This window comes from Pseudoalteromonas aliena (assembly GCF_038155085.1).
Taxonomy (GTDB): Bacteria; Pseudomonadota; Gammaproteobacteria; order Enterobacterales; family Alteromonadaceae; genus Pseudoalteromonas; species Pseudoalteromonas aliena_A.
Window position 1 is genome coordinate 1 of the sequence record NZ_JBAKAU010000054.1, and the last position, 310, is coordinate 310.

The window sequence follows — 310 nt, forward strand, 5'->3', positions numbered from 1 at the left end:
ACAAGTTCAAACCAGTTTAAGTACCTTAGAAGAGCTTAAAAAGCTACTTCAAAATGCCGTTATAGAAGAGTACGAAAAAGAACCAACCGCGCTTTTATCAAGTAATGTTCTCGAAAAAATTTCTTCACTGTGCAGTGATATTCCACAAATCAATCAATCTTCATTTAATCAATACCAACAAGAGCAAGTTGTTCAGGCTCTATATGATGAAATTCAGGGCGTTGGTCCTATTGCACAGTTTATGCTTGATGACCAAGTAAGTGATATTTTAATAAACTACACGCAAGACATTTGCATTGATAAACAAGGC

Annotated in this window: 1 pseudogene; it reads left to right on the plus strand. The window is 35.2% G+C overall.

Annotation, left to right across the window (positions count from 1 at the left end):
* A pseudogene (locus tag V6260_RS18510) lies at window positions 1-310 on the plus strand (CpaF family protein); the annotation flags it as partial.